This window comes from Streptomyces sp. NBC_01635, assembly GCF_045209715.1.
GTDB classification, from domain to species: Bacteria; Actinomycetota; Actinomycetes; order Streptomycetales; family Streptomycetaceae; genus Streptomyces; species Streptomyces hirsutus.
The window spans coordinates 6,405,126-6,428,782 of the sequence record NZ_CP109277.1 but is presented as its reverse complement, the minus strand read 5'-3'; the positions used below and the strand labels follow the sequence as shown (position 1 = coordinate 6,428,782).

The window sequence follows — 23,657 nt, the reverse complement described above, 5'->3', positions numbered from 1 at the left end:
TCCGATCGATCCGCGTACGGATCGTCAGGCGGAGGCCGCCGACGTGTCGGCGGCAGGCTCGGCGCTCGCGTCGGCGGCCGGGCCGACCGCTTCGGTCGAGGCAGTCGCTTCGGTCGAGGCAGCTGCCTCGGCTCGCTCGTCCGCCGCGGCCCGGATGGACCGCCAGGCGGACTCGGCGGCCTGCTGCTCCGCCTCCTTCTTGCTGCGGCCGGTGCCGGTGCCGTACGAGACGCCTCCGACGCGGGCGGCAGCAGTGAAGGTCTTCTCGTGGTCGGGGCCGGTCTCCGTGACCAGGTACTCGGGCACACCGAGTCCTTCGGTCGCGGTGAGTTCCTGGAGACTGGTCTTCCAGTCCAGGCCGGCACCGAGGTTGGAGGACTTCTCGATCAACGGGTCGAACAGACGGTGCACCAGCTCCGCCGCCGAGTCGAGTCCCTGGTCGAGATAGACCGCGCCGATCACCGCTTCGAGGGTGTCGGCGAGGATGGATGCCTTGTCCCGGCCACCTGTGCCCTCTTCACCGCGGCCGAGCCGGATGAAGGAACCGAGGTCGAGCCCGCGGCCCACCTCCGCCAGCGCACGCGAATTGACCACCGCGGCCCGCAGCTTGGCCAGCTGGCCTTCGGGCAGATCGGGGTGGGTGCGGTACAGCGTGTCCGTGACGACGAGACCGAGCACGGAGTCCCCGAGGAACTCCAGCCGCTCGTTCGTCGGCAGACCGCCGTTCTCGTACGCGTAGGAACGGTGGGTCAGCGCGCGCACCAGAAGGGCGGACTCGAGCTGATAGCCGAGCCGCCCTTCCAGAAGCGTGTGGGACGAGGCCTGGTGGTCCGCCGATCCGCTCCCGCTCGCGCGGGGCGACTGCTTCTTGGGCGTGGACACAGTGCCTCTCACCAGCCGCTCAGACCTCGAGGACCTGGCGCTTGTTGTAGGTGCCGCAAGACGGGCACGCGATGTGCTGCTGCTTGGGCTCGTGGCAGCGCTCGCACGCAACCAGGGTGGGGACCGCAGCCTTCCACTGCGACCGGCGGTGGCGCGTGTTGCTGCGCGACATCTTCCGCTTCGGAACAGCCACGGCTACTTCTCCTGCTTCTCGTCGACGCCCGGTTCGGCGCCGCTCATCTCGTCCTTCTCGCCATCTTCGGGTGAACCGGCGAGTCCCTGCAGTGCCGCCCAACGGATGTCGACGGCGTCGTGGTGGTGGTCCGGGTCGTCCGCGAGCCGGGCTCCGCATTCGGAGCACAGGCCGGGGCAGTCGTCCTGGCACACCGGCTGCATCGGCAGTGCGAGCACCACCGCATCACGCAGCACGGGCTCGAGGTCGAACATGCCGTCCTCGAGAGGGAGCGTGTCCTCGTCGTCCTCGGCGTCGTCGCCCGGTTCCGCCTTCACACGGCCCCGGTCGTCGGCGTCAGGGTACGAGAACAGCTCCTGGTATTCCGCGACGAGCTCCTGCTCGAGCGGCTCCAGACACCTTACGCACTCCCCCTCGGCCGTCGCACGGGCGGTGCCGGTGACGAGCACACCTTCCATGACCGACTCGAGCCGGAGTTCGAGCTCCACCGGGGCGCCTTCCGGCACTCCGACGACTCCCTGGATCCCGAGGTCCCTGGGCGCCTCGATCGAACGGGTCAGGCGCTGCAGCGCGCCCGGCCTCCGTCCCAGCTCGTGCGTATCGAACACGAGGGGATTGCGGTGGTCGAGGCGGGCGTTCAGAGCCATTCCTGCTTTCGATCTTCGAGCTCGGAGAAACGCTGTCCCGTGGTGTTCCCGGGCAGCACGGATCGCGGACGTCTACGGAGTCGGAGCAGCGCACACACGACCGATGAGCCAGGATACTGGACCTTCTGCTCTCGTCCCAATCCGGGCCGGTGGCCCGCCCGGGGCCGGTGGGCCGGCCCGGACGCCGCACGGGCCGCGGCCGGGCGGTCAGCCGTTGCCGCGGCCCTGTTCGTAGGCGCGCAGCTGCTCGGCGCTGATCATGCTGGTGTCGAAGAGGCTGGCCTCGTCGAGGGCCGCCGGGTTCTGCTGCTGCGGGGCGTAGTCCTGACGGCCCTGTCCGGGGTCGTAGGCCGGCTGCTGCGGCGTCTCGTAGCCCTGGTAGGCGGTGTACGGGTCGGCCTGCTGAGCGGCGGCCTGCTGCGGGTAGCCGTAGGGGTCCTGTCCGCCGCCGTACTGCTGCTGGTAGCCGCCGTACGGATCGGGCTGCTGGTTCTGCTGCGCGTAGCCGTACGCCTGTTCCTGCTGGGCGTAGTCCTGCTGGGCGACCTGCGGAGCCTGCTGGGGCTGCTCGGGCACGGCCTGCTGGGGCCGGGCGGGCCGCTGGACCGGGGCGTCCGACATGGCCGCGAGGTCGGCGAGGTAGTCGGCGTCGCTGGAGTGCTGGACCGTCGTCATGTCCTCGGCCAGGGCGCCGAGGTCGTCGCTGGCGATCCGGCCGTGCAGGGTCTGGCGGCCCCGGCCGACCGCCTCCAGGGTCTTGGCGAGGACCGCCTCGAAGGCGCCGAGCTTGACGTCGACGTACTCGTCGGCGCTGCGGCGCAGGGTCTCCGGGTCGTGGCTGCGCTCGGGGGCGTCCTCGTCCTCGTAGCCCTGCTCGTCGAGACCGGGCCCGGTGCCGAGCAGCTTCTCGCGCCCGCGGCCGACGGAGCCGAGGGTCTTGGTGAGGACGACCTCGAAGTTGGCGAGCTTGGAGTCGACGTAGTCGTCGGCCTCGGCGCGGACCTCCTCGGCCTCCTTGCGGGCCTCGCCGAGGATCCGGTCGGCCTCGGACTGGGAGCGGCGGGCGACCTCCGTGCCGGAGATCAGGGAGCCGCGCTCGGCGTGCGCGCCCTCGATGATCCGCTCGGCCTCCTGACGCGCCTGCTCGACCATCTGCTCGCGGCCGCCGATGAGTTCCTGGGCCTGGGCGAGGGAGTCGGGCAGCTCCGCGCGCACCTCTTCGAGCATCGAGAGCAGGTCGGCGCGGTTGACCACGCACGAGGCCGACATGGGCATCGAGCGGGCCCCGGAGACCAGGTCGACGATCTCGTCCAGCTTCTTCTGCACGTCCACCGTGTGCTCGCCACTCTCTACAGCTGTGTTGGAGACGGACGCAACGACTGTACGGCCCTGGGGCGGGTGGGGAACACCGCCCGGCGGATTGCCCGGGGACCGGCGATTCCGGGCCCGGGGCCTGTCCGGCTTCGCCGGGCGCTCGGTGCTTGCGCGGGCGGCGCCCGGACCGTGCGCGGGAGGGCTCTCAGTCCTTGCGGAGGCGCTCGGAGAGGGCGGAGAAGACCTCCGGGGGCACCAGGTGCGAGACGTCGCCGCCCCAGGTGGCGACCTCCTTGACCAGGGAGGACGACAGGAAGCTGTAGGTCGGGTTGGTGGGGATGAAGAGGGTCTCCACGCCCGAGAGGCCGTTGTTCATCTGGGCCATCTGCAGTTCGTAGTCGAAGTCGCTGACCGCGCGCAGGCCCTTGACGATGGCGGGGATGCCGCGCTGCTTGCAGAAGTCGACGAGCAGGCCGTGGAAGGCCTCGACCCGGACGTTCCCGTACGCGGCGGTGACCCGGCCGATCAGGTCGATCCGTTCCTCGACCTCGAAGAGGCCCTTCTTGGACTGGTTGATCATCACCGCGACGTAGACCTCGTCGTAGAGGCTCGAGGCGCGGCCGATGATGTCGAGATGTCCATTGGTGATGGGGTCGAACGACCCGGGGCAGACGGCGCGGCGCACTGGTGATCCCTCGCTCTCCGGTCCGGTCATCGTGCGTCTTCGCACGTAGAGGCGGCGCGACCGTACCAAAACGTTCCCTCTCCGTAGCGACGGGCCCGGAGCGCCTCGAAGCCGGGCGGCCACGCGAACTCCCCGCCTCTGGTGCTGCGCTCCACGGTGACGAGGGCTTCGTCGGCGAGCCAGCCCCCGGTGCGGAGTGTGAGCAGGATCTCGCGAAGATCGTCGTCGGAGACGGCGTACGGGGGGTCGAGGAAGACGAGGTCGTACGGGTCGGCCGGCGGGGGCGTACGGATGATCTGCTCCGCTTTGCCCGGCCTGACCTCGGCGCCGGGCAGCCCCAGTGCCCTGACGTTGTCCCGGACCGTGCGGACGGCTCTGGCGTCGGCCTCGACGAGGAGGGTGTGTGCGGCTCCCCGGGACAGGGCCTCCAGGCCGACGGCGCCGGAACCGGCGTACAGGTCGAGGACGCGCTCGCCCTCCAGCGGGCCGCCGAGGAGGGCCTGCCAGGTGGAGAACAGGCCTTCGCGCGCGCGGTCGGAGGTGGGGCGGGTGCCGCTGCCCGGCGGTACGCCCAGGCGGCGTCCGCCGGCCCGGCCGGCGATCACGCGGGTCATGTCCTCGTCCTTGTCCTCGTCGGTGTGCCGGCGGTACCCGGAGGCCGGCCGGCCCAGTCTGTCAGCCCTTCTCCAGGTACTGCTCCCTCTCGTCGTCCAGCAGGGCCGCCAGCGCGGTGCGCAGTCCCGGCAGGCGCTCCAGTTCGGGATCGGCGGCGACGACCGCGGTGGCCTCCTCGCGGGCTTCGGCGATGACCTCCTCGTCGTCGATGACGGCGAGCATGCGCAGGCTGGAACGGGTGCCGGACTGGGCCTGGCCCAGGACGTCGCCCTCGCGGCGCTGTTCGAGGTCGAGGCGGGAGAGCTCGAAGCCGTCGAGGGTGCCGGCGACCGCGCCGAGCCGCTGCCGGGCCGGGCTCGCCTCGGGCATCTCGGTGACGAGCAGGCACAGGCCGGGGGCCGAGCCGCGGCCGACCCGGCCGCGCAGCTGATGGAGCTGGGAGACGCCGAAGCGGTCCGCGTCCATGATCACCATGGCGGTGGCGTTGGGAACGTTGACACCGACCTCGATGACGGTGGTGGCGACCAGGACATCGGTTTCGCCGGCCGCGAAGCGGCGCATGACGGCGTCCTTGTCGTCCGGCTGCATCCTGCCGTGCAGGACCTCCACGCGCAGGCCGCTCAGGGGCCCCTCGGCCAGGTGTGCGGCGACGTCGAGGACGGCGAGCGGCGGGCGCTTCTCGGCGTCGTCCGCGGAGGACGCGGACTTCGCCTTCCCGGCCTTCCTCGGATCGTCCTCCTCGTCCCCGATGCGCGGGCAGACCACGTACGCCTGGTGGCCGTTGCCGACCTCCTCGCGGACCCGCTCCCAGGCGCGGGCCAGGAAGTGGGGCTTGTCGGCGGCGGGGACGACGTGGCTGGCGATGGGCGAGCGGCCGGCCGGGAGCTGGTCCAGGACGGAGGTCTCCAGGTCGCCGAAGACGGTCATCGCGACCGTGCGCGGGATGGGGGTGGCGGTCATGACGAGCAGGTGCGGGGGCTGTTTGCCCTTGCCGCGCAGGGCGTCGCGCTGTTCGACGCCGAACCGGTGCTGCTCGTCGACGACGACCAGGCCCAGGTCGTGGAACTGCACCTTGTCCTCGATCAGCGCATGGGTGCCGATCACGAGGCCGGCCTCGCCGGTGGCCAGGTCGAGCAGCGCGTGGCGACGGGCCGCCGCGCCCATCGAGCCGGTGAGCAGCACCACCTTCGTGGCGTTCTCCGCCCCGCCCAGCATGCCGCCCTCGGCCAGTTCGCCCATCATCTCGGTGATCGAACGGTGGTGCTGCTGGGCGAGCACCTCGGTGGGCGCCAGCATGGCCGCCTGTCCCCCGGCGTCGACGACGGCGAGCATGGCGCGCAGGGCGACCATGGTTTTTCCGCTGCCGACCTCGCCCTGGAGCAGCCGGTGCATCGGGTGTTCGGTGGCGAGGTCGTCGAAGATCTCCTCGGAGACCTTCCGCTGGCCGTCGGTGAGTGTGAAGGGGAGCCGGTCGTCGAAGGCGGCCAGCAGGCCGTCGGGTCGTGGTCGGCGGGCGACGGCGGGGAGCAGGGTGTCGGTGTGGCGGCGGCGGGCGAGGGCGACCTGGAGGACGAAGGCCTCGTCCCATTTCAGGCGGGCGCGGGCTTCCTCGACGTCCGCCCTGGTGTGCGGCCGGTGGATCTTCAGCAGGGCCTCGGGGAGCGGGAGCAGACCGCGCCCCTCGCGCAGCGGGCCGGGGAGGGGGTCCACGGCGTCCCGGGCGTGGGGCAGAACGGTCTGGAGTGCCTTGCCGATCTTCCAGGACTCCAGTTTGGCGGTGGCGGGGTAGAGCGGGATGAGCGCGCCGGCCCAGGTCTCGACGCTCTCCTCCGGATCGCCTCGCAGCAGCTCGTACGCGGGGTGGGCGAGCTGGAGGCGGCGGTTGAAGACGGAGACCTTGCCGGCGAACATCGCGCGGGTGCCCGGCAGGAGTTCCTTGTGCGGCTTGTGGACTCCGCTGCCGAAGAAGACGAGTTGGAGCCGGCCGCTGCCGTCCGTGATGGTGACCTCCAGGCGCTGGCCCTTGCCGCGCGGGGCCTTGGTGGAGGCGAAGGTGTGCAGGCGGGCGTCGGCGACCTGGGCGACCACGGTGACGTGCTCGTCCATGGGGAGGTCGGCGAGGTGGGTGAGCTGGCCGCGCTCCTCGTATCTGCGGGGGTAGTGGTGGAGGAGGTCGCCGACCGTGTGCAGGCCGAGGTGCTCGGCCATCACCTTCGCGGTGGGGGGGCCGAGCACCGACTTCAGCGGCTGCTGCAGTGGTTCTCGCGACGGTTTTTGCGATGCGGGCACGGGATCCATTGCACACCACGGCACTGACAATGCGGGAACGCCGGTGCCACCGGCCCTGTCGTCCGACGCGCGCCGTCCGCCCGGAGGGCGGGCCTCGCGGCGTGGGGTGCGTGCTCTCGGCGCGTCGGGACCCGAGGCTCGTACGGGAGGCGCCCGGGTCCGGGCCCGGTGCGGCGAGTGGGGTTCCCCCTGCTGGAGAAGCTCGGGGGGGAAGGATCGGGAATTCCCTGGTCAGAGAAGTGTCCCGGGCTCTAGGATGACGCGCCAACGCTCCGGCCATCCCCGCGGTCACCGCCTCACCGGGACCGCCCGACCCCGCGCCGTCAAGAGTCCCCCCACCGGCGCCGTGACGATGGACTCCCAGATCTCTCAGGCACCCCAGGCATCCGGCTCACCCCAGTCGCCCCATACGTTCCAGGTCGATCTTCGCGGCCTGGTGGACCTGCTCTCCCATCACCTCTATTCCAGTCCCAAGGTCTATCTGCGCGAGCTGCTGCAGAACGCGGTGGACGCCATCACCGCCCGCCGCGCCGAGGATCCGGACGCCCCCGCCCGCGTGCGGCTGTCCGTGGAGGCGGGCGCGCTGCGGGTGGAGGACACCGGCGTCGGCCTCACCGAGGCGGACGTGCACAACCTGCTCGCCACCATCGGACGCAGTTCCAAGCGCGCCGAGGGTCTGCAGGAGGCCCGCTCGGACTTCCTCGGGCAGTTCGGCATCGGGCTGCTCGCCTGCTTCGTGGTGGCCGAGCGGATCCGCGTGGTCAGCCGCAGCTCGCGGACGCCGGACGCGCCGCCCGTGGAGTGGACGGCGCGCGACGACGGTTCGTACACGGTGCGGACACTGCCGCACGAGGCGCGGCCCGAACCGGGCACCACCGTGCACCTGGTGGCGCGGACCGGGTCCGCCGAGTGGCTGACCGAGGAGCGGGTCCTGTCGCTGGCCCGGGACTTCGGCTCGCTGCTGCCGTACGACGTGCGGGTGGGCGGGGAGGCGGTCACCGAGCTGCCCGCGCCCTGGGACCGTGCGTATCCGAGCCCCGCGGCCCGCAGGGTGGCGCTCGCCCGGCACTGTCACGACCTGTTCGGCTTCACCCCGCTGGACTCCATCGACCTGGACGTGCCGCTGGCCGGGGTGCGCGGAGTGGCGTACGTGCTGCCCTCGGCGGTCAGTCCGGCCCAGCGCGCGGGGCACCGCGTGCACCTGAAGGGCATGCTGCTGACCGAACGGGCCGAACAGCTGCTGCCCGACTGGGCCTTCTTCGTGCGCTGCGTCCTGGACACGGACAGTCTGCGGCCCACGGCCTCACGCGAGTCGCTGTACGAGGACGAGACGCTGGCCGGGATCCGGGAGGCGCTGGGCGAGCGGGTCCGCGGCTGGCTGACCGGGCTGGCCGCCGGCGACCCGGAGCGGCTCGCGGCGTTCCTGTCGGTGCACCACCTGGGTGTGAAGGCGCTCGCGCGGCACGACCGGGAGATGCTGCGCACCATGCTGCCCTGGCTGCCGTTCGAGACGACGGACGGGCGGCTGTCCCTGGAGGAGTTCGCGCAGCGGCACCCGATGGTGCACTTCACGCGGACCGTCGAGGAGTACCGGCAGGTCGCGCCGATCGCGTCCGCGCAGGGCATCGGCGTGGTCAACGGCGGTTACACGTACGACAGCGAACTGGTCGAGGCGCTGCCGGCGGTGCGGCCGGGCACCGTGGTCGCCGAGCTGGACGCGGACACGGTCACCGCCCATCTGGACGCGGTGGACCCGGCCGAGGAGCTGGCCCTGTCGGGCTTCCTGGCCGCCGCGCGGGCCAGACTGGATCCGCTGGGCTGTGACGTCGTCCTGCGCGCGTTCCACCCGCTGTCCGTGCCCGCCCTGCACCTGGACGACCGGGAGTCCCGGCACGAACAGGCGCGCGCCGAGGCGGAGTCGGGGGCCGACGACTTGTGGGCCGGCATTCTCGGCTCGCTGCGCGGCAGCGCCCCGCGGGCACGTCTGGTGCTCAACCACCTCAACCCGCTGGTGCGGCGGATCGGTTCGCTGGGCGACCCCGAACTCATCGGCACCGCGACCGAGTCGCTGTACGGGCAGGCGCTGCTCATGGCGCAGCGGCAGCTGCGGCCGGCCGACTCGGCGCTGCTCAACCGGGCGTTCCTCGGCCTGCTGGAGTGGGCCACCCACGACGACGAGTCCACGGGGGGCTCCCACCGATGAGTCCGATCACCGATTTCGATTCCCTGCGCCGCGCGATGGGCGAGAACTCCGAGCAGCCGGAGGGGCCGGCCCGAAACGCGCGCGCGGAGCACCTGCTGCTCGAGGCCGAGAAGCTGAACATCCCGCTCGCCGTCATCGAGGCGCTCGGACACCAGCTGAAGGTCTACAACTACAGCTCGGAGAAGGGGAAGATGTTCGTTCCCTTCGCGCGACTGCTGCGCATGTGGGACGAACGCCCCGAGGACTTCGACGAGTACGAGACGCATGCGCTGCACTGGGTCTTCAAGTGGATGTCGGCCGGCATGCTCGGCCAGCCGCACATCCCGCTCGCGTCGATCGAGAAGTGGCTCGGCGAGATGGAGCACCGCTACCGGCTGGCCGGTCATTCCGAACGGGCGGTGCGCAGCGCCGAGTTCAGTGTGGCCGCGCATGTCGGGGACATGTCGCGGGCCGAGCGGGCGTACACCGCGTGGCTGGCCGCCGACCGGGACACCATGGCCGACTGCCACGCGTGCGAACTGCACGGGCAGGGCTGGTGGCAGGCGCACAACGGGCGGGACGAGGAGGCGCTCGAGCTGTGGCGGCCGGTCCTGGAGGGCGAGTTCACCTGCGCCCACGAACCGCACACGGCCCTCGCGTCCTCCCTGCTGCCGCTGTTGCGGCTGGGCCGCGCGGACGAGGCGCGCGCCCACCATCTGCGCGGTTTCCGGCTGGTCCGGCCCATGGAGAGCATGCGCGGCGCCTACGCGGACCATGTGGAATTCTGCACGCTGAGCGGCAACGAGGCGCGCGCCCTCGAACTGCTCGCGGAGCGGCCCGCCTACTTCACCGACGAAGGTCATCCGCGCAGCAAGCTGGACTTCCTGAGCGTGGTGACGCTCCTCATGGACCGGCTGACGGAGCTCGGCCTGGGCGGCAGTCAGGTCCCCGGCCCGGCCGGGCGGACCTGGACCGCCGCGGAACTCGCCCCGCACGCGCGGGCCCAGGCGCTCGCTCTGGCGGCCCGTTTCGACGAGCGCAACGGCACGGAGTACGTCAGCGAGCGGGCCCGCGCGCGGATGGCGCGCCGTCCGCTGGTGGACCGGTTGCCGCTCGGCGTACGGCCCTCGGGCGCGTCCCCGATACGGGTGCCCGAGCGCCCGGTGTCGCCGGGTGCCGGGACGTCGGCGGAGCCCGGCACGGAGTCCTCCGGCGATGTGGCGCTGCCCGCGCTGCTCGTCGAGGCGCGGCGGATGTCGGACACCCTGCAGCCGCACGCCGTGGAGGCGTGGGCGGCGGTGGCGCGCGCCGCGGAGGAGGCGGAGGCGGCGGGGGGCGACACCGTCCTGGAGCCCCGCGACCGCGCGGAGATCGCCGACCACGAGGCGATGGCCCTCGGCCCCGGGGCCACCGGCCTCTTCGAGCGGGCCGCCGAGCTGTACGCGGAGGCGGGCGACCCCGGGGAGGCTCTGGCGGCACGCGCGCGTGCCGCGTACGTCCATGCGCTGGCGGGCCGGGTGGACGAGGCGCTCGCGGCGGTGACCGGACCGCACGAGGAGATCCTCGTGCTGTACGCCGCCGGCGGTACGGGCCTGCGGCAGACGGCGTCGGTGCTGATGGCACGGGCGCGGATCCTGACCCGGCGTGTGCACGCCGCCGGGGAGGACCTCGAGGACGCCGCCCTGGAGGAGGCCGTGACCGCCGTACGCGCGGTGCTCGCGCTCGTGGAGGGGCACACCGGGGAGGACGTCCGGCTCGCCGCGCGGGCCGCCGAGGCGCAGGCGATGCTCGGCGAGCTGGCGGGGCACGCCGGGGACGTGGAAACCGCCGCGGACCTGTCCGCGCGGGCCGCCGGGGCGTTCGTCGCGGCGGGGCTGCCGTGGTTCGCGGTGGAGTACGAGGCCCGGCTGGCGCAGCTCGCCCACCATCTCGGCGACGTCGACGGCGCCGAGCGGGCGCTGCGGGCGGCCCTGGAGCACGGCGGGCCGTACCTGGAGCCGGTCGGGCGGGCGCAGCTGCATCTGCAGCTCGCCGAGGTCACCGGCGGGCTCGGGCGGGTGGCGGAGGCCGCGGACCACGCCCTGGAGGCGGCGCACTGGGCCGACGAGGCGGGCGAGGGGCCGACGCTGGGCGCCTGGGCGCGGCATCAGCTCGGCGGGTTCCTGCTGCGGCGCGGGCGGTGGGCCGAGGCGGCCGAGGTGCTGGAGTCCGTACTGCCCGACGTGACCGCCGGGACGCACGGCGAGGGGGCGGTCGTGCAGGCGCTCTGGTGGCTCGGGGACTGCCTCGGTGAGCTGGACGAGCACCGGGCCGCCGCCGAGCGGCGGTTGCAGGCCGCCGAGATCGCCCGGCACTGGCCGGAGCAGCAGGACCACGCGACGCTGGCCCATCTGGCCGCGTCCAGCCTGGAGCAGGCGGGCCTGACCGACGAGGCGGAGCGGGCCTACGCGCGCGCGGGCGAGCTGTGGCGCACGGCCGGCGACGCGCCCGGTCTGGTGCGCTCGCTGCGCGCCCGCGCGTGGCTCACGCTGCGCGGGGAGGCGGACCCGGACGGGGCACGCGCGCTGATGGCGGACGCGGTCGAGGAGTGCGAGGCGGCGGTGGACGCGGCCCCGGACGGCGAGACCCGCGCACGACTCACCGCCGAGCTCGGCCACACGCACCGGCAGTTCGCGGACCTGCTGGTACGGGTGGAGGACGGAGGGGCCGCGGACGACGACGGGGAGACCCTGTTCGAGGAGGCGGTGGCCGCGCTGGAACGGGCGATCGCCGCGTTCGCGCCCCTCGGCCCGGACACCCTCCGGGACCGCTCCCGGGCCGAACTGGCCGCGGCCTGGCTGGAGGCCGACCTGGGCCGTCCCGCGGACGCGGCGGCACGTGCGCGGGCCGTCCTGACCGCCCACGGGGAGGCCCCGGAGGAGGACGAGGCGGCCCGGTCCCTGCGCGGCGAGGCGGAGCGCCTCCTGAACACCGTCACGGAGGAGAAGCGGGAGCCGGTGGAGAACTGAGCCCGTCGGGTGACGGCCGCGCGGGCCGGGCCGTCCCTCGACGCCCTCGCCTCGGGCGGTGCGGCCTCCGTCACCCGCCCGAGCCCGCCGGGTGACCTCGGCGAGCTGCAGATGCGGCTGCGCCCGCCCGACCGGCTCCAGGTACGGCCCGCCGTGCTCCGGGGCAGGCCGCGGCGACCGCTCGGCGCCGCGGCCTGCCCGTCGCCCGGCCACCGGTGCGGGTCCGGGAGTCCGCCGGTGTCCGCCGAGTACCGGCCCCGGCGCCCGGGCCGTCCCGTGGGGCCGCTCCCCGCCCGTCGGGGGCGGCGCGCCTCCGTCCTCACTCCACCCCGATGAGGAGCAGGGCGCCCTGTCTGCCGCCCTGGTAGAGAACGGTGTCGACGGCCAGGTAGCCCTCGCGGACGTGGGTTTCCAGGTGGGTGGCGAGGGTGTGGGGGGTTTCGTCGCCGAGGACCAGGGTGACCATCTCGCCGCCGGCGGAGAGCATGCGGTCCAGAACGGCGGTGGCGGTGGCGGTGACGTCGTCGCCGATCACGGCCACGTCGCCGTCGATGAGGCCGAGGACGTCGCCGGCCTGGCAGATGCCCGCCATGGTCCAGGACTGCCGTTCGGCGACGGCGATCTCGGCGTACCGGGTCGCGCCCGCCGCCGAGGTCATCGCCACCACGTCCTCGTCGAAGCGGCGCTCCGGCTCGTGCACCGCGAGCGCCGCGATGCCCTGGACCGCGGAACGGGTCGGGATGAGGGCCACCCTGAGCCCTTCGGCGCGGGCCTGGTCGGCCGCCGCCGCGGCGGTGTGGCGCAGCTCGGCGTCGTTGGGCAGCAGCACCACCTCGTGCGCGTGGGCCCGCCGTACGGCCTCGACCAGTTCGCCGCTCGCGGGCGGCTCGCCGGGGCGGGCCAGCACCGTGGTCGCGCCGGCTCCGGTGTACAGGACGGCCAGCCCCTCGCCGGGCACCACGGCCACCACGGCCCGCGCGGCGCGTTCCACGGGCGGACGGCCGGCCCCGGGGCCATGGGCGTCGCCGGCACCGAAGTGCGCGATCCGGATACGGTGCGGGCGCCCCGCCTCGACCCCCGCCTCCACGGCGGCTCCGGCGTCGTCGACATGGACGTGGACGTTCCACAGTCCGTCCCCGCCGACCACGACGAGCGAGTCCCCGAGACCGTCGAGCCGCCGCCGCAACCGCTCCACGGCCGCGTCCTCGGCCTCCAAGAGGTAGATCACCTCGTAGGCGGGCCCGGCGACCGCGGCCTCCGTCACTCCCCCGCCGTCGGCGCATCCGGCGGGTTCCTCGTGCTCCACGCGCGTGGGGGTCCCGGGGCGCACCCGCGCGTGTGTCCCGGCGGTGTTCCCGTACGCGCCGGGCGCGGGCCCTCCCGGCTTCTCCCCCGTGAACGTCTCCACCAGGGCCGCGAGCACCGCCACCAGCCCCCGGCCGCCCGCGTCCACCACACCCGCCCGCCGGAGCACGGCCAGCTGGCCCGGCGTCGCGGCGAGGGCCGTGCGGGCGCCGTCGTAGGCCGCCCGCGCCACCTCCCCGCAGTCGCCCTCCGCACCACCGGCCGCGTCGGCGGCGGCCGAGGCGACGGTGAGCACGGTGCCCTCCACGGGATGGGCCACGGCCCGGCGCGCGGAGTCGGCCGCGGTCCGCAGGGCGCGCCGCAGCCCCTGTCCGTCGGCGTGAGCCGCCTCGTCCCCGGCCAGCACCTGCGCCATCCCCCTCAGCAGTTGCGCCAGGATCGTCCCGGAGTTGCCGCGGGCGCCGATCAGCGCCCCGTGGGCCATCGCCCGCGCCGCGTCGGCCAGCGTGGGCCCCTCGGGCCCTTCTGCCGCGTAGCCCGCGAACACCGCCTCGACCGCCGTGGCCGCGGACTCGACCGTCAGATAGAGATTCGTCCCGGTGTCCCCGTCCGCCACGGGGTAGACGTTGATCGCGTCGATCTCCTCGCGCGCGCGCCCCAGGGCGTCGAGCGCGAGTCCGCACCAGGCACGCACCGCGAGAGCATCGAAGAATCTCTGCGGCACCTGCGCCACCTGCGCCTCCCTGAGCTGCTGGACGTGGCACGCAGCGTAGACCTTGGGGGACCGGATGCCGGAAGCGGGCCGGGGCGGGCCGCTGAGCTGCCATGCCGGTTTCGTTCTCCTGGTTCAGGCGTTGTATGCTGCTCCGGTTGCCCGATCCGAATCGGGCCTCTCCCTGGCAGAGCCACTCAGATTCCCAAGAACTCCCAGAGTTCCGGCGTTCTGATCCCGGCATGCCGGGATCAACCGTAAGTGCATCTGAAGTCTTTGGAGTGACCCGTGGCTGCCAACTGCGACGTCTGTGGCAAGGGGCCGGGCTTCGGCAACAACATCTCGCACTCGCACCGCCGTACGCCCCGTCGCTGGAACCCGAACATCCAGCGTGTGCGTACCGTGGTGGGCGGGACGCCGAAGCGCGTGAACGCTTGCACCTCGTGCATCAAGGCCGGCAAGGTCTCGCGCTGACGCTCTCGCTGAGCGCGCGGCCACAGCTGGTTCACCGCACTGAGCCGGTCCACCTCGGGTGGGCCGGCTTTTTGCCATGCCCGCACGCCGCACGGCCGGCGCGGGCCCTGGTGCCCCCGCCGGCGTTCCCGGTCCGTGGTCCCGCCTCAGCCCTCGTCGGACGCGGACCCGGTCCCCGCCCCGGCCCCCGCGCCGTTCCCCCGCCCGAGCGCCCAGCCGTGATCCACCGGCCCGATACCGGCGCCCAGCGAGAACCCGGCCGCGATCGCCCCCGTGACGTACTCCTTGGCGGCCGTCACCGCTTGAGGCACCGACTGTCCCTTCGCCAGCTGTGCGGCGATCGCCGAGGCGAGGGTGCAGCCCGTGCCGTGGGTGTGCCGGTTGTCGTACCGCGGAGCGCGCAGCCAGTGCTCCTGTGAACCGTCCGTGAGCAGGTCGACGGCCTCTCCCGAGTCCCCGGCGAGATGGCCGCCCTTGATCACGACCCACTGCGGCCCGAACGCCAGCACCGCTTCCGCGGCCCGGCGGAAGTCCCGTTCCGACTGGGCCCGCACACCGGTGAGCTGGGTCACCTCGTCCAGGTTCGGCGTGGCCACGGTCGCGACCGGCAGCAGCTTCGTCCGTACGGAGTCGAGCGCGGAGGCCGCCAGCAGCGCGTCTCCGTGCTTGGAGACCCCCACCGGGTCGACGACCACCGGCGCCCGGCTGCCGGCGAGCAGGGCGGCCACCGCCTCGACGAGTTCGGCGGAGGCGAGCATGCCGGTCTTGACCGCCTGGACCCCGATGTCGTCGACGACGCTGCGGTACTGGGCCCGCACCGCCTCCACCGGCAGCGGCCAGGCGCCCTGCACGCCGAGGGAGTTCTGCGCGGTGACCGCGGTGATCACGCTCATGCCGTGGGTGCCCAGCGCGAGCATCGTCTTCAGGTCGGCCTGGATCCCCGCACCCCCGCCGGAGTCCGAGCCGGCGACCGTCAGCACCCTCGGCGGCACGGCCGCGGCGCCCGCGGCACCTCCGACGCCCTCCGTGCCCACGCCGCTCCCGGCGTCCCCGCCGCTCATGACTCGATGTCCGCGAAGTGGTCCCAGCCGCCCTGGGCGGTCCAGGGTGCCCCGTCGACCGTCACCTGGGGCAGCGCCGAGGGGTTGAGCACCTCGCCTATCACCTTCCAGCGGGCGGGCAGCTTCACGTCCGGCGGGAAGGTGGCCACGATCGCGTGGTCCTCTCCCCCGGTCAGCACCCACTGCATGGGGTCGACGCCGACGGCCTGCCCGATGTCGTTCATCTGGGAGGGGATGTCGATCGCCCCGGAGCGGATGTCGATGCGTACCTTGCTGGCCTCGGCGATGTGCCCGAGGTCGGCGATCAGTCCGTCGCTCACGTCGCACATCGAGGTCGCTCCCAGCCCGGCCGCGGCGGGACCCGCGTGGTACGGCGGTTCGGGCCGGCGGTGCGCCTCGACGAAGGCGCGCGGCGAGCGGAAGCCGCGCGAGAGCACCGCGAACCCGGCCGCGGACCAGCCGAGCCAGCCGGTCACCGCGACGAGGTCGCCGGGCTGTGCGCCGCCCCGGGTCACCGGCTCCTGGTTGCGCAGGTCACCGAGCGCGGTGATCGAGACCATGATCGTGTCGCCGCGTACGACGTCTCCGCCGACCACCGCGGCCCCCGCCACCTGGCACTCGTCGCGCAGTCCGTCCATCAGCTCGGAGGGCCAGGTCACCGGCAGTTCGCCCGGGACGACCAGCGCGAGCAGCAGCGCGGTCGGCACGGCGCCCATGGCGGCGATGTCCGCGAGGTTCTGCGCGGCGGCCTTGCGGCCGACGTCGTAGGCGGTGGACCAGTCCCGGCGGAAGTGCCTGCCCTCGAGCAGGACGTCCGTACTGGCCACGACCCTGCGGTCGGGCGCGGCGACCACGGCGGCGTCGTCGCCGGGGCCGATCCGGACCGCCGGGGTGGTGGTGAGGCGGGAGGTGAGCTCCCTGATGAGCCCGAACTCCCCGAGCTCACCAACCGTGCCCTTCATGTCCCCAGCTCCCCTTCTGTCCCGGGTCGTTCCCGGTTCCGTTCCCGGTCGCGAGCCGTTCCTGCCCTCGCTACGGTCGAAGTGACCGTCACCTTGTGTCCAGTCCGTGTCCCGGCGCGCGAAGCCCGGCTCCCGCAGGTCTCCCCGCGGCGAGCGGCGACGCGATACCGTGGCGTTCCTTTTCCCCACATGATCCTCGTGGCCGCTCTGGAGGTTTCGTGGTACAGGCGTACATCCTGATCCAGACGGAGGTCGGCAAGGCGTCGACCGTCGCCGAGCTGATCGGCAAGATCCCTGGAGTCGTCCAGGCCGAGGACGTGACCGGACCCTATGACGTCATCGTGCGCGCCCAAGCCGACACCGTCGACGACCTGGGTCGCATGGTGGTCGCGAAGGTCCAGCAAGTGGACGGCATCACCCGTACCCTGACCTGTCCGGTCGTCCATCTCTAGCCCCCGTCTACCCTGTGGCGGTGAGCTCCTTCCGTCACCGTCACGCCGTCCTGCCCGCCCTCGCCCTGCTGATCACCGCCGCGGGTTGCTCCTCGGCAGACGACAGCGCGTCGGCGGCGGTTCCCAGCCCGGACGCGAAGGCCACCAAGCTGTGCCGGAACCTGGACGAGGTCCTGCCGGCGAAGGTGGACGGCGAGAATCGCGACGATCCCGAACCCGCGTCCGCACTGACCGCGGGCTGGGGCGGCGAGGCGATCATACTGCGGTGCGGTGTGGGACAACCGCCGAAGATGGTGGATCCCAAGGTGGCCAACGGCAACGACCCGAAGGCGATGGCGGGGGGTGTCGACGGCGTCGACTGGCTGATGGAGCAGCAGGACGACGGGACGCACCGCTTCACGACCGCGAGCCGTGAGGCCTATGTCGAGGTGCGGGTGACCGGCGGACGGGACAGCACGGGCGTACTGATCGATCTCGCCCCCGCCGTCAAGGAGGCGGTCCCCGAGGGGATCGCCTCCTAGGGGCTGTCCGGCACATCCCCGTCGTCCGCCCGGAGGGCGGGCTCGGCGGCGTCCGGCGCGTGCGATCGCAAGGCGCCGGAGCGTGCTCGATGGGGGTCCCCCCGCTCGAGCGGAGCCGAGAGTGGGGGAGGAGCCACGTGGGCTTTTCGGCAACGCGGCGAGCGTGCGTGCCGGACGCCGCCGAGCAGGCGGGGATGTGCCGGACAACCCTGAGGGCTGTCCGGCGTCTCAGCGCAGGCCGGTCCGCCGTCGCAGGGCCGCCTGCACCAGCAGGTCCACCAGCTCGGGGTACTCGATGCCGGTGGCCTGCCACATCTTCGGGTACATGGAGATGGGCGTGAAGCCGGGCATCGTGTTGATCTCGTTGATGACGAACTCGCCGTCCTCGGTGAGGAAGAAGTCCGCGCGCACCAGCCCTTCGCAGCCCACCGCCTCGAACGCCTCCACCGCCAGCCGGCGCACCTCGGCCGTCTCCTCCCCGGTCATCGGTGCGGGCACCAGGCCGGGTGTGGAGTCGATGTACTTGGCCTCGAAGTCGTAGTACGCGTGCGCGTCGGGCGGCGGGATCTCCGCGGGCACCGAGGCTCGCGGGCCGTCCTCGAACTCCAGCACCCCGCATTCGATCTCGCGGCCGCGCAGGGTGGCCTCCACGAGGATCTTCGGGTCGTGCCGCTGGGCCTCGGCGATCGCCTCGTCCAGGCCGGAGAGGCCGTCGACCTTGGTGATCCCGATCGAGGAGCCCGCCCGCGCGGGCTTCACGAACAGCGGCCAGCCGTGCTCACCGGCGAAGTCGATGATCTTCTTGCGGGCGGCGGCCTCGTCGTTCTCCCACTCGCGGGGCCGGATCACCACGTACGGGCCGACCTTGAGCCCGAAGGAGGTGAACACCCTCTTCATGTACTCCTTGTCCTGCCCGACGGCGGAGGCGAGCACCCCGGAGCCCACGTAGGGGACACCGGAGAGCTCCAGGAGTCCCTGCAGGGTGCCGTCCTCGCCGTAGGGGCCGTGCAGCACGGGGAAGACGACGTCGACCTCGCCGAGCGCCTTCGGCACCGCACCGGGCTCGGTGTAGACGACTTCACGGTTCGCGGGATCGAGGGGGAGCACCACGGCGCCCTCGGCCGCGTCGGTGAGCTGGTCCACGCTGGGCTGCCGCCGGTCGGTGATCGCCATGCGGTCCGGTTCGTCGGCGGTGAGTGCCCAGCGGCCGTCCCGGGTGATACCGATCGGCAGGACGTCGTACTTCGTCCGGTCGATGGCCTTGAGGACGGCGCCGGCGGTGACGACGGAGATCCCGTGCTCGGAGCTGCGCCCGCCGAACACGACGGCCACACGCGGCTTGCGAGGCGGCTGCCCGGGGCTCTGGGGGAGGTTCTGGGTGCTCATATCGCGATGAGAGTACCCGGTGGCCGCCTCCCTGATACAGCGCCCGCGGTGCGGCAAACGGAGGGCTCCCGCGAGGGCGCGCGTCCGTCGTCGCTCAGTGTCGTTCCGGCTTCGCGCTGCGCGACATCAGCTCCTTGAGGGCGACCACCGGGGGCTTGCCCTCGTGCACGATGCCGACGACCGTCTCGGTGATCGGCATGTCGACGCCGTGCCGGCGGGCCAGATCCAGCACCGACTCGCAGGACTTGACGCCCTCGGCGGTCTGTTTGGTGATCGCGACGGTTTCCTCCAGCGTCATGCCCTTGCCGAGGTTGGTGCCGAAGGTGTGGTTGCGCGACAGCGGTGAGGAGCAGGTGGCCACCAGGTCGCCCAGTCCCGCGAGTCCGGCGAAGGTCAGCGGGTCCGCGCCGAGCGCGGCACCGAGCCGGGTGGTCTCGGCGAGCCCGCGGGTGATGAGCGAGCCCTTGGCGTTGTCGCCGAGCCCCATGCCGTCCGCGATGCCGACGGCCAGCCCGATCACGTTCTTCACGGCGCCGCCCAGTTCGCAGCCGGCGACGTCGGTGTTGGTGTACGGGCGGAAGTACGGCGTGTGGCAGGCGGCCTGGAGCCGCTGGGCGACGGCCTCGTCGGTGCAGGCGACCACGGCTGCGGCCGGCATCCTGGCGGCGATCTCCCGGGCGAGGTTGGGGCCGGTGACCACGGCGATCCGGTCGGCGCCGACTCCGGCGACGTCCTCGATCACCTCGCTCATGCGCATGGCGGAGCCGAGTTCGACACCCTTCATCAGCGACACCAGGACGGTGTCCGGGGCGAGCAGCGGCTTCCACCCGGCGAGGTTGCCGCGCAGCGTCTGCGAGGGGATCGCGAGGACCGTGAAGTCGGCGTCGCGCGCGGCCTCGGCGGCGTCCGCGGTGGCCCGCAGGTTCGCCGGGAGTTCGACTCCGGGCAGGTAGTCGGGGTTGGTGCGGGTGGAGTTGACCGCTTCGACGAGTCCGGGGCGCCGCGCCCACAGCACCACGTCGCATCCGGCGTCGGCGAGCACCATGCCGAAGGCCGTACCCCACGATCCGGTGCCGAAGACGGCCGCCTTGACCGGCTTGCTCACGTGTTCAGCCCCTCTTCCCGCGCGGTGGCCCGTTTCCCGGCCCTCCACTGTTCGTTCTGCCGTTCCTGGTGCCGGCCCTCCTGGTGCTGCGAGCCGCCCTGCGCCCCGTCCGCCGGCGAACCGTGCGCGGACGGCCGGCGCTCGGACGGACCGTCGTGCCCCCTGCGCCGGGTCTGGGCCCTGGTCTTGCGGCGCTGCTCCACGCGTTCGCGCTGCGGATCGTAGGGCACCTCGGGGGCCTTCTCGCCACGGATCTCCTCCAGGTGACGGGTCACCGCGGCCATGATGGCCTCGGTCGCCTCCTTGAGCAGCTCCGGGGTCATCTCCCGGCCGTAGAAACGGTCCAGGTCGACCGGCGGTCCGGCCAGCACACGGTGCGTCTTGCGCGGGAAGAGGCGGGGCCTGCCGGCGTACGGCGGCAGCACCTCGTTGGCGCCCCACTGCGCGACCGGGACCACGGGGCGCCTGGTCTGCAGGGCGACCCGCGCGGCACCGGTCTTGCCGGTCATGGGCCAGCCGTCCGGGTCGCGGGTGAGGGTTCCCTCGGGATAGAAGGCGACGCATTCGCCGCGCTCCACGGCGTCGATCGCGGCCCGGAAGGCGCTGAGCGCGTCCGTGCTTTCACGATAGACGGGGATCTGCCCGGTGCCGCGCATCATGGCACCGACGAATCCCTTGTTGAAAAGACTGCTCTTCGCCAGGAATCGCGGAACACGACCGGTGTTGTACTGAAAGTGCGCATAAGCGAAGGGGTCAATGTGTGAATTGTGGTTCACCGCGGTGATAAATCCGCCTTCGGCCGGAATGTTCTCCATTCCGCGCCAGTCCCGCTTGAGTAGAACCACCAGCGGTGGTTTGCAGATCACCGCGGCGAAGCGGTAAGCGAAGCCGATTCTGCGGCGCGGCACAGGGACACCTTCCTCTAAGTCCTGGACCCGGGGGCCAGGCGGGCCGCACAAGTGTCGCCCCGGGCCGCCGGTCTGTCGAGGACACCGTACGCCCCGCTCCCCCGGCAGCCGGATGCCGCGGGGGACAATGGCGACGACGAGAGAGGGACGTAACACGCGTGCAGTGGACCTTGGTGGTACCCCTGAAACCGCTGGCCGAGGCCAAGAGCAGGCTCTCCGACACCGCGAACGACGCCTTGCGTCCGGGGCTCGCGCTCGCCTTCGCGCAGGACACGGTCGCGGCCGCCCTGGCGTGCCGCGCGGTGCGGGACGTGGTGGTCGTCACGGACGACGCCCTGGCCGGCCGCGAGCTGGCCGCGCTGGGTGCGGGAATCGTCGCCGACGAACCGGGCAGCGGCCTGAACGCGGCACTCGTCCACGCGGCCGCCACCGTGCGGGCCTTGTGGCACGCCGGTCCCGTGGCGGCCCTCAACGCCGATCTCCCGGCGCTGCGCGCGGCCGAACTGGCGCGTGTACTGGAGAGAGCGGCCGCGTTCCCGCGCGCGTTCCTGCCCGATGCGGCGGGCGTCGGTACCACGCTGCTCGCGGCGGCGGCGACGGAGGAACTGCGGCCGTCCTTCGGTCCCGGTTCCCGGGCCCGGCACCGCGCGCGGGGAGCCGTCGAACTGCGTCTCGACGCGGTGGATTCCGTGCGGCAGGACGTGGACACGGGGGACGATCTCCGGGCGGCGCTGGCACTGGGGGTGGGGCCCCGCACGGCGGCCGCCGCCGCGCGGCTGCTGATCGCGGAGCAGTAGGCTGCGGCCATGCAGGCGACCGCGTACACCTACGACCCCGAGAGCCGCAGCGGCCAGGTGCTGCTGGACGACGGCACTCCGGTGCCCTTCGACGCGCCGGCGTTCGACGCGGGAGGCCTGAGGCTGCTGCGCCCCGGACAGCGCGTGCGTATCGAGACCCGGGGCGAGGGCGAGGCCCGGCGGATCACCCTGGTGACGCTCCAGACGTTCTGACCGGCACGTTCTGACCGGCACACCGCGGGCCGGACTCCGTGACGGAGTCCGGCCCGGCGCGTGAGTACCGCTTCGCTGCCGCTACTTCTTGCGGGCGCTGGTCTTCTTGGCGGTGGTCTTGCGTGCGGTGGACTTCTTGGCGGGCGCCTTCGTGGCCGTCGCCTTCTTCGCCGGGGCCTTCTTGGCGGCCGTCTTCTTCGCGGCGGTGGTCTTGGTGGCGGCCGGGGCCGTCTTGACGGCGGCCTTCTTGGCGGTCGTCTTCTTCGCGGCGGTGGTCTTCTTGGCCGCGGCCGCCTTTCCCGCGGCCCGCTTCGCCGTCGTCTTCTTGGCGGTGGCCTTCTTGGCGGCGGCCTTCTTCACCGTCGCGGCAGCCCCTCCGGACAGACTGCCCTTGGGTGCCTTCTTGACGGCGACCTCGCCACCGCGCGGCAGCTTCTTCGAGCCGCTCACCAGGTCCTTGAAGCCCTGGCCCGCACGGAAGCGCGGCACCGAGGTCTTCTTGACCCGAACCCGCTCGCCGGTCTGGGGGTTGCGGGCGTAGCGGGCGGGGCGGTCGACCTTCTCGAACGAACCGAAGCCGGTGACCGAGACCCGGTCACCCGCGACCACGGCGCGGACGATGGCATCCAGGACCGCGTCGACGGCATCGGCCGCCTGCTGGCGCCCGCCCATCTTGTCGGCAATCGCTTCTACGAGCTGCGCCTTGTTCACGTCTTCCCCTTCGGAGACATCGCCCGAACGAATCCGTTCAAGCATTTTCGCACGTTAGGCAGATATATACCGCAAATCAAACACGAAACGGGCTTATCACCCTTGTGCCGCAACGAACTCGGCCGCCTCGAGCTGTTCAGCGTTCCTCTTCGGGAAATCGGCCCTCGTCGAGGTCCGCGATGAACCGCTCCAGCCGCTTTGCCGCACCGGCGAGATCGTGTTTGGCCGCAGCCGTAATGACCAGCAGCTTCCGGGTCAGCGCCATCCGTACGCCCTCCGGGACTTGCAGTGCGCGCACCCTTGCATGCGCTTCTTTGAGCCGGACCGCGACTTCCGCGTAGAGCTCGAGTTGGCCGTCGCGTTCCATGCACAGATTGTGCCATCTGGGGTGAGTTGTCGCCTGCGCAGGGGGCAACTGCAGCCTCGGACGGCGGTTCGAGCACACTCCGAGGCCACGCGCACGTGACACGTGTACCCCGGCAACCACCTTCATAACGTGGGAAGTTGCAAGGCCTCAAGGGGACGCGCGGGTCCGAATGGGTGCAGACACGGCCGTACCCCCGATCGGACCGATCGGGGGTACGGGAGGGGGTGGGGGTGGCCGAAAGTCGACCTGCCGCCTGGACTTCGCCTCAGGCGTTCTGCGCCGTGAGCGTCCGCGGTTTGTGCGACGGGCGCTTCGCCTCGTACGTGGCGATGTCCGCTTCGCTCTGCAGGGTGATGGAGATGTCGTCGAGCCCGTTCAGCAGCCGCCAGCGGGAGTTCTCGTCGAGTTCGAAAGCGGCGGTGATGCCCTCGGCGCGCACCTCGCGGGCCTCGAGGTCGACGGTGATCTCGGCCTGCGGGTCCCGCTCGGTGAGCTCCCACAGCGCGTCCACGATCTTCTGCTCGATGACGACGGTGAGCAAGCCGTTCTTCAGCGAGTTGCCACGGAAGATGTCGGCGAAGCGGGAGGAGATCACGGTCTTGAAGCCGTAGTTCTGCAGCGCCCAGACGGCGTGCTCGCGGGAGGAGCCGGTGCCGAAGTCGGGGCCGGCGACCAGGACCGTGGCGCCCTCGCGCTCGGGACGGTTGAGCACGAACTCCGGGTCCTTGCGCCAGGCCTCGAACAGCCCGTCCTCGAACCCGTCCCGCGTCACCTTCTTGAGCCAGTGGGCGGGGATGATCTGGTCGGTGTCGACGTTGCTGCGGCGCAGCGGGACGGCTCGGCCGGTGTGCGTGGTGAATGCTTCCAT

Annotated in this window: 23 protein-coding genes; 7 read left to right on the top strand and 16 right to left on the bottom strand. The window is 72.5% G+C overall.

Translation table 11 applies throughout. The annotated features are described in order from the left end of the window. Nucleotides 1-24: 24 nt before the first annotated feature. The 7 genes from rnc to recG form a co-directional block, all read right to left on the bottom strand. Nucleotides 25-882: a ribonuclease III gene (rnc, locus tag OHB56_RS29945; RefSeq protein ID WP_406359241.1), complete on the bottom strand. Its 858-nt coding sequence runs from the start codon at nucleotides 880-882 to the stop codon at nucleotides 25-27. Nucleotides 883-901: 19 nt separating this feature from the next. Beyond that, nucleotides 902-1,075, bottom strand: coding sequence for a 50S ribosomal protein L32 (gene rpmF / locus OHB56_RS29940; RefSeq protein WP_003951102.1), 174 nt, complete (start codon nucleotides 1,073-1,075; stop codon nucleotides 902-904). Between the two features lie 2 nt (nucleotides 1,076-1,077). Continuing rightward, nucleotides 1,078-1,722, bottom strand: a complete 645-nt coding sequence (locus OHB56_RS29935; RefSeq protein ID WP_326754927.1) for a YceD family protein — start codon at nucleotides 1,720-1,722, stop codon at nucleotides 1,078-1,080. A 207-nt stretch (nucleotides 1,723-1,929) separates the two neighbouring features. Continuing rightward, nucleotides 1,930-3,054, bottom strand: coding sequence for a cell division initiation protein (locus OHB56_RS29930; RefSeq protein WP_406356635.1), 1,125 nt, complete (start codon nucleotides 3,052-3,054; stop codon nucleotides 1,930-1,932). A gap of 187 nt (nucleotides 3,055-3,241) precedes the next feature. Next, nucleotides 3,242-3,721, bottom strand: coding sequence for a pantetheine-phosphate adenylyltransferase (coaD, locus tag OHB56_RS29925; protein ID WP_326757178.1), 480 nt, complete (start codon nucleotides 3,719-3,721; stop codon nucleotides 3,242-3,244). Nucleotides 3,722-3,747: 26 nt separating this feature from the next. Continuing rightward, nucleotides 3,748-4,335 carry a 16S rRNA (guanine(966)-N(2))-methyltransferase RsmD gene (gene rsmD, locus OHB56_RS29920; RefSeq protein WP_055592476.1) on the bottom strand — a complete coding sequence of 196 codons (588 nt, stop codon included), beginning with the start codon at nucleotides 4,333-4,335 and terminating at the stop codon, nucleotides 3,748-3,750. Nucleotides 4,336-4,396: 61 nt separating this feature from the next. Beyond that, on the bottom strand, nucleotides 4,397-6,634 hold the full coding sequence (gene recG / locus OHB56_RS29915; protein WP_406356633.1) for an ATP-dependent DNA helicase RecG: 2,238 nt from the start codon (nucleotides 6,632-6,634) through the stop codon (nucleotides 4,397-4,399). 343 nt (nucleotides 6,635-6,977) lie between these two features. On the opposite strand from recG, the gene OHB56_RS29910 reads away from it, so the two are divergent. Together OHB56_RS29910 and OHB56_RS29905 are read left to right on the top strand one after the other, a co-directional pair. Further along, complete coding sequence (locus OHB56_RS29910) at nucleotides 6,978-8,828, top strand: HSP90 family protein (protein WP_406359240.1); 1,851 nt, start codon at nucleotides 6,978-6,980, stop codon at nucleotides 8,826-8,828. Beyond that, complete coding sequence (locus OHB56_RS29905) at nucleotides 8,825-11,815, top strand: tetratricopeptide repeat protein (protein ID WP_406356631.1); 2,991 nt, start codon at nucleotides 8,825-8,827, stop codon at nucleotides 11,813-11,815. The genes OHB56_RS29910 and OHB56_RS29905 overlap by 4 nt, the downstream gene beginning before the upstream one ends. Before the next feature lie 319 nt (nucleotides 11,816-12,134). Here the strand turns inward: OHB56_RS29905 and OHB56_RS29900 are convergent, their stop codons facing one another. Continuing rightward, nucleotides 12,135-13,853: a DAK2 domain-containing protein gene (locus tag OHB56_RS29900; protein ID WP_406356629.1), complete on the bottom strand. Its 1,719-nt coding sequence runs from the start codon at nucleotides 13,851-13,853 to the stop codon at nucleotides 12,135-12,137. Nucleotides 13,854-14,120: 267 nt separating this feature from the next. On the opposite strand from OHB56_RS29900, the gene rpmB reads away from it, so the two are divergent. Beyond that, nucleotides 14,121-14,306, top strand: a complete 186-nt coding sequence (gene rpmB, locus OHB56_RS29895) for a 50S ribosomal protein L28 (protein ID WP_004924906.1) — start codon at nucleotides 14,121-14,123, stop codon at nucleotides 14,304-14,306. A gap of 146 nt (nucleotides 14,307-14,452) precedes the next feature. Here rpmB and thiD read toward each other — a convergent pair whose 3' ends face one another. Further along, the gene (gene thiD, locus OHB56_RS29890; protein ID WP_326757176.1) at nucleotides 14,453-15,298 is read right to left on the bottom strand and encodes a bifunctional hydroxymethylpyrimidine kinase/phosphomethylpyrimidine kinase; all 846 of its coding nucleotides are present in this window, start codon (nucleotides 15,296-15,298) and stop codon (nucleotides 14,453-14,455) included. Between the two features lie 65 nt (nucleotides 15,299-15,363). After that, nucleotides 15,364-16,329 carry a thiamine-phosphate kinase gene (locus OHB56_RS29885; protein WP_326754921.1) on the bottom strand — a complete coding sequence of 322 codons (966 nt, stop codon included), beginning with the start codon at nucleotides 16,327-16,329 and terminating at the stop codon, nucleotides 15,364-15,366. A gap of 218 nt (nucleotides 16,330-16,547) precedes the next feature. On the opposite strand from OHB56_RS29885, the gene OHB56_RS29880 reads away from it, so the two are divergent. Then, the gene (locus OHB56_RS29880; protein WP_326754920.1) at nucleotides 16,548-16,781 is read left to right on the top strand and encodes an Lrp/AsnC ligand binding domain-containing protein; all 234 of its coding nucleotides are present in this window, start codon (nucleotides 16,548-16,550) and stop codon (nucleotides 16,779-16,781) included. Between the two features lie 20 nt (nucleotides 16,782-16,801). Next, nucleotides 16,802-17,302 (top strand): DUF3515 domain-containing protein, encoded by a 501-nt coding sequence (locus OHB56_RS29875; protein ID WP_326754919.1) that lies wholly within the window; start codon nucleotides 16,802-16,804, stop codon nucleotides 17,300-17,302. A gap of 228 nt (nucleotides 17,303-17,530) precedes the next feature. Here OHB56_RS29875 and OHB56_RS29870 read toward each other — a convergent pair whose 3' ends face one another. From OHB56_RS29870 to OHB56_RS29860, 3 genes are all read right to left on the bottom strand, one after another. Then, a complete protein-coding gene (locus OHB56_RS29870; RefSeq protein WP_326754918.1) occupies nucleotides 17,531-18,688 on the bottom strand; it encodes a D-alanine--D-alanine ligase family protein in 1,158 nt (385 codons plus the stop codon). 94 nt (nucleotides 18,689-18,782) lie between these two features. Next, nucleotides 18,783-19,793 (bottom strand): NAD(P)H-dependent glycerol-3-phosphate dehydrogenase, encoded by a 1,011-nt coding sequence (locus tag OHB56_RS29865; protein ID WP_326754917.1) that lies wholly within the window; start codon nucleotides 19,791-19,793, stop codon nucleotides 18,783-18,785. Continuing rightward, nucleotides 19,790-20,701, bottom strand: coding sequence for a lysophospholipid acyltransferase family protein (locus OHB56_RS29860; RefSeq protein WP_406356626.1), 912 nt, complete (start codon nucleotides 20,699-20,701; stop codon nucleotides 19,790-19,792). Before OHB56_RS29860 ends, OHB56_RS29865 begins: the two co-directional genes overlap by 4 nt. 158 nt (nucleotides 20,702-20,859) lie before the next feature. Between OHB56_RS29860 and cofC the strand changes: the two genes are divergently transcribed. Continuing rightward, entirely contained in the window at nucleotides 20,860-21,498 is a 639-nt protein-coding gene (cofC, locus tag OHB56_RS29855; protein ID WP_326754915.1) for a 2-phospho-L-lactate guanylyltransferase, read from the top strand. Nucleotides 21,499-21,507: 9 nt separating this feature from the next. After that, a complete protein-coding gene (locus tag OHB56_RS29850; protein ID WP_055572423.1) occupies nucleotides 21,508-21,711 on the top strand; it encodes a hypothetical protein in 204 nt (67 codons plus the stop codon). A gap of 81 nt (nucleotides 21,712-21,792) precedes the next feature. Here the strand turns inward: OHB56_RS29850 and OHB56_RS29845 are convergent, their stop codons facing one another. The 3 genes from OHB56_RS29845 to leuD all read right to left on the bottom strand — a co-directional run bounded on the left by OHB56_RS29845 (nucleotide 21,793) and on the right by leuD (nucleotide 23,657). Continuing rightward, nucleotides 21,793-22,422: an HU family DNA-binding protein gene (locus tag OHB56_RS29845; protein WP_326757175.1), complete on the bottom strand. Its 630-nt coding sequence runs from the start codon at nucleotides 22,420-22,422 to the stop codon at nucleotides 21,793-21,795. Nucleotides 22,423-22,558: 136 nt separating this feature from the next. Then, a complete protein-coding gene (locus OHB56_RS29840) occupies nucleotides 22,559-22,789 on the bottom strand; it encodes a hypothetical protein (RefSeq protein ID WP_326754914.1) in 231 nt (76 codons plus the stop codon). 265 nt (nucleotides 22,790-23,054) lie between these two features. Beyond that, nucleotides 23,055-23,657 carry a 3-isopropylmalate dehydratase small subunit gene (leuD, locus tag OHB56_RS29835; protein ID WP_326754913.1) on the bottom strand — a complete coding sequence of 201 codons (603 nt, stop codon included), beginning with the start codon at nucleotides 23,655-23,657 and terminating at the stop codon, nucleotides 23,055-23,057.